This window comes from Caballeronia sp. BCC1704 (genome assembly GCF_902833455.1).
Taxonomy (GTDB): domain Bacteria; phylum Pseudomonadota; class Gammaproteobacteria; order Burkholderiales; family Burkholderiaceae; genus Caballeronia.
In genome coordinates, this window is sequence record NZ_CADFFT010000003.1 from 903460 (window position 1) to 911618 (window position 8159).

Below are 8159 nucleotides of genomic sequence, written 5' to 3' on the forward strand. Positions count from 1 at the left end.
GCAGCTTTGCGCGTTCTTAGGCGTTTGCACGCGTTGACAACGTCGAATCTGCTTTCTAGCATGCTAGCATCTTCAACGGAAATCAAGCCCGCCGTGAGCCCTTCATCCGAGGCGGTCATCGTGAGTAGTCCGTATGATGCGCTGCACAAGATTGCCGCCGGCCAGCGCGGCAGTCTGACCGGCGCGGTGGAAGAGGCATTGCGGGAAGCCATCGTCACGCTGGCGCTCGAACCGGGAATGATGATCGACAAGATAGCGGTTTGCGAGCGCATGGGCGTCTCGCGTTTTCCCGTATCGGCCGCGCTCGCCAGGCTGGAGCACGCCGGTCTTGTCGAAGTCTTGCCGCAGCGCGGCACGCGCGTGAAGCCCATCGCGCTGCGCGATATCCGTCAGCATCTGTTCATTCGCAGCGCGCTCGAAGTGGAGACCGTGCGCGGCGTGGCTGCAATGCATGACCCCGCCATACTCGAGGCGCTTGAAACCAACCTCACGCAACAACGCGAAGCCATGGCGAACGGCGCGCGCCTCGCGTTTCATGCACTCGATCTGGCGTTTCACGAGATTCTGCTCGATGCCATTGCGCTGCCGCGCGTGAAAGAGATCGTCGCGGTGTCGCGCAACGCGCTCGACCGCGCGCGGCAGCTGCTCGCGAGCCCCGAGCGCCTCGTGCACACGCTCGACGAACACGAACGCATCTTCGACGCGCTCAAGAAAGGCAAGGCCGATGCCGCCGCCAAAGCGATGCACGACCATCTGGATCAGGTCGTCGCCGAATTGCACCGCTCGGCGAAGGACAGGCCGGACCTCTTCGAGCCATGACCCGAATGTCGGCTCCCCGGTCGCACTATGAACGCTCATTCACGACGACTCCATGACTCCGCTCATTTCCGTCAGCAATCTCAGCAAGCGTTTTCCCGGTGTACGCGCGCTGCATGAAGTGCAGTTCGAACTCATGCCGGGCGAAGTCCACGCGCTCATGGGCGAAAACGGCGCAGGCAAGTCCACGCTCATGAAGATTCTCGCGGGTGTCTATAACCGCGATTCGGGCGAGATGCTCGTCGATGGAAAGCCCGTCGAATTCACGAGTCCGCGCGAGGCGCAGGCGCTCGGCATCGGCATCATTCATCAGGAACTGCATCTGATGAACCATCTGACGGTCGCGCAGAACATCTTCATCGGACGCGAGCCGCGCAAGCTGATGGGCCTGCTGCTGGACGAAGACAAGCTCAATGCGCAAGCCCGCGAAATTCTCGAGCGCATGCATGTGAAGCTCGATCCGCGCGCGGTGGTCGACACGCTGACCGTCGCGAGCCAGCAGATGGTGGAAATCGCGAAGGCGTTGTCGTTCGAATCGCGCGTGCTCATCATGGACGAGCCCACGTCCGCGCTCAACGACGCCGAAATCGCCGAGCTGTTCCGCATCATTCGTCAGTTGAAGGAGCGCGGCGTCGGCATCGTCTACATCTCGCACAAGATGGACGAGCTCAAGCAGATTGCGGATCGCGTCACGGTGTTGCGCGACGGCGAATACGTCGCCACCGTCAGCGCGCGGGAGACGAGCGTAGAGAGCATCATCGGCATGATGGTCGGCAGAACGCTGACGGACCTCACCTCGTTCCTCGGCGGCGCGCATCAGGGCGAAGTGGCGCTGGAAGTGCAGCATCTGAACGCCGGGCCGCTCGTGCGCGACGTGAGCTTCACGCTGCGCAAGGGAGAAATACTCGGCTTTGCGGGACTCATGGGCGCGGGCCGCACGGAAGTGGCGCGCGCGGTGTTCGGCGCGGACCCGGTCGAGTCCGGCGAGATCATCGTGAAGGGCGCGAAGGCGACCATCAAGAAGCCGAGCGACGCAGTGGCGCGCGGCATCGGCTATCTGTCCGAAGACCGCAAGCGGTTCGGCCTCGCGACGGGCATGGACGTGGAATCGAACATCGTCATGTCCAATCTCGGCAAGTTTCTTTCAGGGCGCGTATTTCTGCGGCGCTCGAAGATCCGCAAGACGGCAACGCATTTCATCAAGCTGCTCGGCATTCGCACGCCTTCCCCGACGCAGCCCGTGCGCCTGCTATCCGGCGGCAACCAGCAGAAGATCGTCATTGCGAAGTGGCTCGAACGCGACTGCGACGTGCTGTTCTTCGATGAGCCCACGCGCGGCATCGACGTCGGCGCGAAGAGCGAGATCTATCGTTTGCTGCGCTCGCTCGCCGAACAGGGCAAGGCAATCGTCATGATCTCGTCGGAGCTGCCCGAGGTCCTGCGCATGAGTGATCGCATCGTCGTGATGTGCGAAGGGCGCATCACGGGAGAACTTTCCGCAAGTGAAGCGACGCAAGAACGCATCATGCAGCTTGCGACGCAACGCCCGACTCTACAAGCGGCATGAGCCGCCAAGGACTTAAGATGACACAGCCTACCGATACCGCCGCGCTCGCCAGCGACAAACCCGCCAACGGCCTGCGCTCGCGCGTGTTCTCGCCGACCGCGCTGCAAAAGCTCCTTGCATTCGCAAGCCTGATCGTGCTGCTCGTGTTTTTCAGCTTCGCGTCGCCCGCCTTCATGCAGATGGATAACATCCTCGGCATCTTGCAGGCGACGGCCGTGAACGGCGTGCTCGCCATCGCATCGACATTCGTGATCGTGACGGGCGGCATCGACTTGTCCGTGGGCACGCTCATGACGTTCACCGCCGTGATCTGCGGCGTGTTCCTCACCTACTGGCACATGCCGATGTGGGTGGGCATCATCGCGGCGCTTGCGACGGGCGCGGTGTGCGGCACCATTTCCGGCACGCTCACGGCCAAGATGAAGATCCCGCCCTTCATCGCGACGCTCGGCATGATGATGCTGCTCAAAGGTCTTTCGCTCGTGGTGTCGTCGGACAAGCCGATCTACTTCACCGACACCGAGAACTTCTACATGATCTCGCAGGACTCGCTCATCGGCTACTTTCTGCCGAGCGTGCCGATTCCGAACGCGGTGCTGATCCTCTTCGTCGTGGCGATCGTGAGTTCCATCGCGTTGAACCGCACGGCGCTCGGCCGCTATACGTTCGCGCTCGGCAGCAACGAGGAAGCGGTGCGTCTTTCGGGCGTGAATGTGGATCGCTGGAAGATCGCCATTTACGGGCTCGGCGGCGCGATTTGCGGCATCGCGGGCCTGCTGATCGCTTCGCGTCTGAACTCGGCGCAGCCTGCGCTCGGACAAGGCTATGAGCTCGATGCCATCGCTGCCGTCGTGATCGGCGGTACGTCGCTGAGTGGCGGCTCGGGCACGATCCTCGGAACCATCATCGGCGCGTTCATCATGAGCGTGCTGACCAACGGTCTGCGCATCATGTCGGTCGCGCAGGAATGGCAGATCGTCGTGACCGGGCTCATCATCATTCTCGCGGTGTATGGGGATATTCTGCGTCGCAGGAAGCGTTGAGCATCAGGCGCGCAAAGAAGACGTATCAGCAAATCAAGAGAGACAGTCTACCCAGGAGGAGAACCTTCATGTTCAAAAGAAGAATCATCGGTGTCCTGATCGGCTTCGGCGCGATCGCCACGGCGGCCAGCACGGCCTACGCGGACGAAGCGTACATCCCGCTCATTTCCAAGGGGTTTCAGCACCAGTTCTGGCAAGCGGTGAAGTCGGGCGCGGAGCAATCGGCGAAGGAGCATAACGTCAGGGTGACGTTCGAAGGCCCCGAAACCGAAGCGATGGTCGACAAGCAGATCGACATGCTGTCCGCCGCGCTTTCGAAGAAGCCGCAGGCTATCGGCATCGCGGCGCTGGACAGCAAGGCGTCCGTTCCGCTGCTGAGGCGTGCGCAGAACAACAAGATTCCGGTCATCGCATTCGACTCGGGCGTCGACAGCGACATTCCGCTCACGACCTGCACGACCGATAACCTCGCCGCCGCCGCGCTCGCCGCCGACAAGATGGCCGACGCGATAGGCAATTCCGGCGAAGTCGGCGTGATCGTGCACGACCAGACCAGCCGCACGGGCATCGACCGCCGCGACGGCTTTCTGAACGAGATGAAGTCGAAGCACCCGAACATCAAGATCGTGTCGGTGCAGTATGGCGGCGGCGATCACTTGAAGTCGGCTGAAATTGCGAAGGCGATGATTCAGGCAAACCCGAACATCAAGGGCATTTTCGGCGCGAACGAGGGCTCGGCGGCGGGCGCGGCCATCGGCATCAAGGAGTCGGGAAAGAAGCTCGTGCTGATCGGCTACGACTCGGGCAAGGAGCAGAAGGAAGACATCACTTCTGGGCTGATGTACGGCGCGATCACGCAAAACCCGATCGGCATCGGCAGATGCGTGGTCGATTCGGCGGTGAAGGCGCTCAAGGGCGAGAAGCTGCCGAAGAAGATCGATACCGGCTTCTACTGGTACGACAAGAGCAACATGAGCGATCCGAAGATCGCGGCTGTGCTTTACGACTGATCGTGGCATAGCGGCGCATCGCGCGGCTTCGTGCGATGCGCTGCTTTGCTACTGGCCCGTGCCGCCGTTTCTCATCGACCCTGTCGATGACTCGCGGCCGGTCGGCGTGCCGCCGCTGCCGTTGCCGTTTCCGCTGCCCGGCGTAGCGGCGGTCCGGCCGCCGCCCGTTCCGCCGCTATTACCCGTCCCGCCGACGCCGCCCGTGGTCCCGCCGGGGCCGCCCGTCGCGCCAGTGGCCGCGGCGCTGGTTCCGCCGTTGCCGCCCGTCGACTCGCCTGCGCTGACGCCGCCTGTATGTTTGGCGTCGCCCATGCCGCCGAGGCCGGCGCTGCCTGCGGCGAAGGCCGCGCTGGAAAGCGACACGATCGCGGCTGCGATCAGTGCTCTGGATACGTTCGTCATGTGCGTTCTCCGTTCGACTGCCCTTGACTGCCTTCGTTGCCCGCAATGCGCATGCCATTGAAGCGCAGCAGTGCGTTAGAGCGCATCGACGGATGAAGCGAACGCGCGCGCCGTCTCGATGAAGTTCGCGGTCTTGGCGCGCGTCGCTTCTATCCGCGACGCCAGCGCGAGCCGGATCGAAATGACCTTGCCCGAGACCTCGCGGTACGCGACGCCTTCCACCTGAATCTGGCAGACGGACGCGGGCACGAGCGACACGCCGAAGCCCGCCGCCACCAGATTCACCACCGACGAAAGCTGCGGCGCCTGCTGGCCCGCAATCGGCTCGAACCCGACCTCCCTGCATGCGCCGACGATCACGTCATGCAGCGTCGGACTCGCGACGCGCGGGAGCATCACGAACGGGTCGTCGGCGAGCGCGGACAGCGCGATTTTCTTTTTCTGGGCGAGCGGATGCGTGCTGGGCAGCACGGCGCGCATCGGCTCGATGGCGATGTGATTGAACTCGACGCCCGCGGGCGACTGACTGCCGAGCCGCACGAACGCGACGTCGACGGTGCCTGCATCGAGCCACGCGAGCAACTGCGCCGTGTTGCCTTCGGCCAGCGTCAGCACGACGTTCGGATACGACTGGCGATACGCGCGGATCAGTTTCGACACGACCGGATTGAACGCGGCCGATCCCGTGAAGCCGATGTTCAGTTGCCCCATCTCGCCGCGCCCCGCGCTTTGCGCGTTCTCCACGGCGGCGCGGGCGTCTTCCAGAATGCGCCGCGCGTCGGTGGCGAACGCTTCGCCAGCCTCCGTGAGCACGACGCCGTGCCCCGTCCGGCGGAAAAGCCGCACGCCGATTTCGTCTTCGAGCGCGTGAATCTGTTGGCTCAGCGGCGGCTGGCCGATGCCGAGCCGTTCGGCGGCGCGCGTGACGTTCCGCTCTTCCGCGACGGCCAGGAAATACCGGATGTGACGCAGTTCCATACGATATACGTCAAACGTATTTCAGATAGAGGAGATAGATATTGGACAGTATATCAATCGCGCGACAAAATACCGCTGTCGCGCAGTCCGCGCGTCTGTTACGCGCCCGTTACGCGTCCCACGATCACCGTCAGCCCGCCCGTCCAGAGGCACGCGCGACGGATCGCACAAATCGCGTGCCGGCAGCGTTTGCGTTCATCGGGATTCAGAAAGAAGGGGTCTAGCATGGCTGAAGCCGTAAAAAAACCAAGGCCCGAGTACCGGAACATCGGGCTTGGACAGATCGCGAAGTATCGCTTGCCGTGGGCGGGCAAGGTGTCCATCCTGCATCGCATCAGCGGTCTGTTGCTCTTCATCGCGCTGCCCTTTCTGCTGTATCTGCTCGACCAGAGCCTCACGTCCGAGATCAGCTTCGAGGCGTTCAAGGGCTTTCTCGCGCACCCCATCGTCAAGATCATCACGCTCGTGCTGTCGTGGGCGTATCTGCATCACTTCTGCGCGGGTATCCGCTTTCTCGTGCTCGACATGCACGTGGCCGTCAACAAGGAAGGCGGACGGCAGACCGCCATCGCGGTGCTGGTCGTGTCGCTCGTGCTGACGCTTGCCGTCGCGCTGAAACTTTTCGGAGCCTTCTAACATGGGAACGCAAAACCGGGTCGGCCCGAAGCGCCTCGTCGTGGGCGCGCATTACGGCACAGGCGAATGGCTCGCGCAACGCGTGACGGCCGTCGCCGTGGCGGTGTACACGCTCTTGCTGCTCGTGCTCTTTTTCGGCGCGCATCACTTCTCTTACGAAGGCTGGGCCGGCATCTTCGCGATGCAGTGGATGAAGCTCGCCACCTTCGTCGCCTTGCTCTCGCTCTTCTATCACGCGTGGGTCGGCATGCGCGACATCTGGATGGATTACGTGAAGCCCGTCGGATTGCGCCTGGGCCTGCTGGTGCTCACCGTCCTGTGGCTCATCGGATGCGCCGGCTACGCTGCACAGATTCTCTGGAGAGTTTAAAGAACATGGCTGCAATCAAGACTTCCTTGCCGCGTCGTCGTTTCGACGTGGTGATCGTGGGCGCGGGCGGCTCGGGCATGCGCGCGTCGCTGCAGCTCGCGCGCGCGGGCCTGTCCGTCGCGGTGCTCTCCAAAGTGTTTCCGACGCGCTCGCATACGGTGGCCGCGCAAGGCGGCATCGGCGCATCGCTCGGCAACATGAGCGAAGACAACTGGCACTATCACTTCTACGACACGATCAAGGGCTCCGACTGGCTCGGCGACCAGGACGCGATCGAGTTCATGTGCCGTGAAGCGCCGAATGCGGTCTATGAACTTGAACACATGGGCATGCCGTTCGACCGCAATCCGGACGGCACCATCTATCAGCGCCCGTTCGGCGGCCACACGGCGAACTACGGCGAGAAGCCCGTGCAACGCGCGTGCGCTGCGGCTGACCGCACCGGTCACGCTTTGCTGCACACGCTGTATCAGCAGAACGTCGCGGCCAAGACGCACTTCTTCGTCGAATGGATGGCGCTGGACCTGATCCGCGACGCCGACGGCGACGTGCTCGGTGTGACTGCGCTCGAAATGGAAACGGGCGAAGTCTATATCCTCGAAGGCAAGACGACGCTGTTCGCCACGGGCGGCGCGGGTCGCATCTTCGCGGCATCGACCAATGCGTTCATCAACACGGGCGACGGCCTCGGCATGGCCGCGCGCTCGGGCATCGCGCTGCAGGACATGGAGTTCTGGCAGTTCCACCCGACGGGCGTCGCGGGCGCGGGCGTGCTGATCACCGAAGGCGTGCGCGGCGAAGGCGGCATCTTGCGTAACGCGAACGGCGACCGCTTCATGGAACGCTACGCGCCGACGCTGAAGGATCTCGCGCCGCGCGACTTCGTTTCGCGTTCGATGGACCAGGAGATCAAGGAAGGCCGCGGCGTGGGTCCGAACAAGGATCACGTGCTGCTGGACCTGTCGCACATCGGCGCGGAGACGATCATGAAGCGTCTGCCGTCGATTCGCGAGATCGCGCTCAAGTTCGCCAACGTGGACTGCATCAAGGAGCCGATTCCGGTCGTGCCGACCATCCACTATCAGATGGGCGGGATTCCGACGAACATGCACGGTCAGGTCGTCGGCACGGCCAAGGGCTACGACGATCCGGTCAACGGCTTCTATGCAGTGGGCGAATGCTCGTGCGTGTCGGTGCACGGCGCGAACCGTCTGGGCACGAACTCGCTGCTCGACCTCGTCGTGTTCGGCCGCGCGGCGGGCAATCACATCATCAAGCACGCGACCGAGATGAAAGAGCACAAGCCGCTGCCGGCCGACGCCGCCGACTTCGCGATG

At 63.2% G+C, this 8159-nt stretch carries 9 protein-coding genes; 7 read left to right on the forward strand and 2 right to left on the reverse strand.

The genetic code is table 11. The features are described 5' to 3' along the window. The first annotated feature begins 60 nt into the window (after positions 1–60). The 4 genes from HWX53_RS19655 to HWX53_RS19670 all read left to right on the forward strand — a co-directional run bounded on the left by HWX53_RS19655 (position 61) and on the right by HWX53_RS19670 (position 4436). Positions 61–819 (forward strand): GntR family transcriptional regulator, encoded by a 759-nt coding sequence (locus tag HWX53_RS19655; RefSeq protein ID WP_175943910.1) that lies wholly within the window; start codon positions 61–63, stop codon positions 817–819. A 52-nt stretch (positions 820–871) separates the two neighbouring features. Continuing rightward, positions 872–2383, forward strand: a complete 1512-nt coding sequence (locus tag HWX53_RS19660) for a sugar ABC transporter ATP-binding protein (RefSeq protein ID WP_175943912.1) — start codon at positions 872–874, stop codon at positions 2381–2383. A 17-nt stretch (positions 2384–2400) separates the two neighbouring features. Next, a complete protein-coding gene (locus HWX53_RS19665) occupies positions 2401–3426 on the forward strand; it encodes an ABC transporter permease (protein WP_175943914.1) in 1026 nt (341 codons plus the stop codon). Positions 3427–3494: 68 nt separating this feature from the next. After that, complete coding sequence (locus HWX53_RS19670) at positions 3495–4436, forward strand: ABC transporter substrate-binding protein (protein ID WP_175943916.1); 942 nt, start codon at positions 3495–3497, stop codon at positions 4434–4436. Positions 4437–4484: 48 nt separating this feature from the next. Here HWX53_RS19670 and HWX53_RS19675 read toward each other — a convergent pair whose 3' ends face one another. Both HWX53_RS19675 and HWX53_RS19680 read right to left on the reverse strand, forming a co-directional pair. Continuing rightward, a complete protein-coding gene (locus tag HWX53_RS19675; protein ID WP_175943919.1) occupies positions 4485–4838 on the reverse strand; it encodes a hypothetical protein in 354 nt (117 codons plus the stop codon). 75 nt (positions 4839–4913) lie between these two features. Further along, a complete protein-coding gene (locus HWX53_RS19680; protein WP_175943921.1) occupies positions 4914–5816 on the reverse strand; it encodes a LysR family transcriptional regulator in 903 nt (300 codons plus the stop codon). Positions 5817–6041: 225 nt separating this feature from the next. On the opposite strand from HWX53_RS19680, the gene sdhC reads away from it, so the two are divergent. The 3 genes from sdhC to sdhA form a co-directional block, all read left to right on the forward strand. After that, positions 6042–6452 carry a succinate dehydrogenase, cytochrome b556 subunit gene (gene sdhC, locus HWX53_RS19685; RefSeq protein ID WP_159834264.1) on the forward strand — a complete coding sequence of 137 codons (411 nt, stop codon included), beginning with the start codon at positions 6042–6044 and terminating at the stop codon, positions 6450–6452. A 1-nt stretch (position 6453) separates the two neighbouring features. After that, positions 6454–6822 (forward strand): succinate dehydrogenase, hydrophobic membrane anchor protein, encoded by a 369-nt coding sequence (gene sdhD, locus HWX53_RS19690; protein WP_175943923.1) that lies wholly within the window; start codon positions 6454–6456, stop codon positions 6820–6822. Between the two features lie 5 nt (positions 6823–6827). Then, positions 6828–8159, forward strand: a 1332-nt coding sequence (gene sdhA / locus HWX53_RS19695; protein WP_175943925.1) for a succinate dehydrogenase flavoprotein subunit, incomplete at its 3' end; no start/stop codon positions are given.

Coding starts and splice junctions, on each gene's coding strand:
- HWX53_RS19655 (WP_175943910.1), top strand. CDS start 61: ATGCTAGCATCTTCAACGGAAATCAAGCCCGCCGTGAGCCCTTCATCC.
- HWX53_RS19660 (WP_175943912.1), top strand. CDS start 872: ATGACTCCGCTCATTTCCGTCAGCAATCTCAGCAAGCGTTTTCCCGGT.
- HWX53_RS19665 (WP_175943914.1), top strand. CDS start 2,401: ATGACACAGCCTACCGATACCGCCGCGCTCGCCAGCGACAAACCCGCC.
- HWX53_RS19670 (WP_175943916.1), top strand. CDS start 3,495: ATGTTCAAAAGAAGAATCATCGGTGTCCTGATCGGCTTCGGCGCGATC.
- HWX53_RS19675 (WP_175943919.1), bottom strand. CDS start 4,838: ATGACGAACGTATCCAGAGCACTGATCGCAGCCGCGATCGTGTCGCTT.
- HWX53_RS19680 (WP_175943921.1), bottom strand. CDS start 5,816: ATGGAACTGCGTCACATCCGGTATTTCCTGGCCGTCGCGGAAGAGCGG.
- sdhC (WP_159834264.1), top strand. CDS start 6,042: ATGGCTGAAGCCGTAAAAAAACCAAGGCCCGAGTACCGGAACATCGGG.
- sdhD (WP_175943923.1), top strand. CDS start 6,454: ATGGGAACGCAAAACCGGGTCGGCCCGAAGCGCCTCGTCGTGGGCGCG.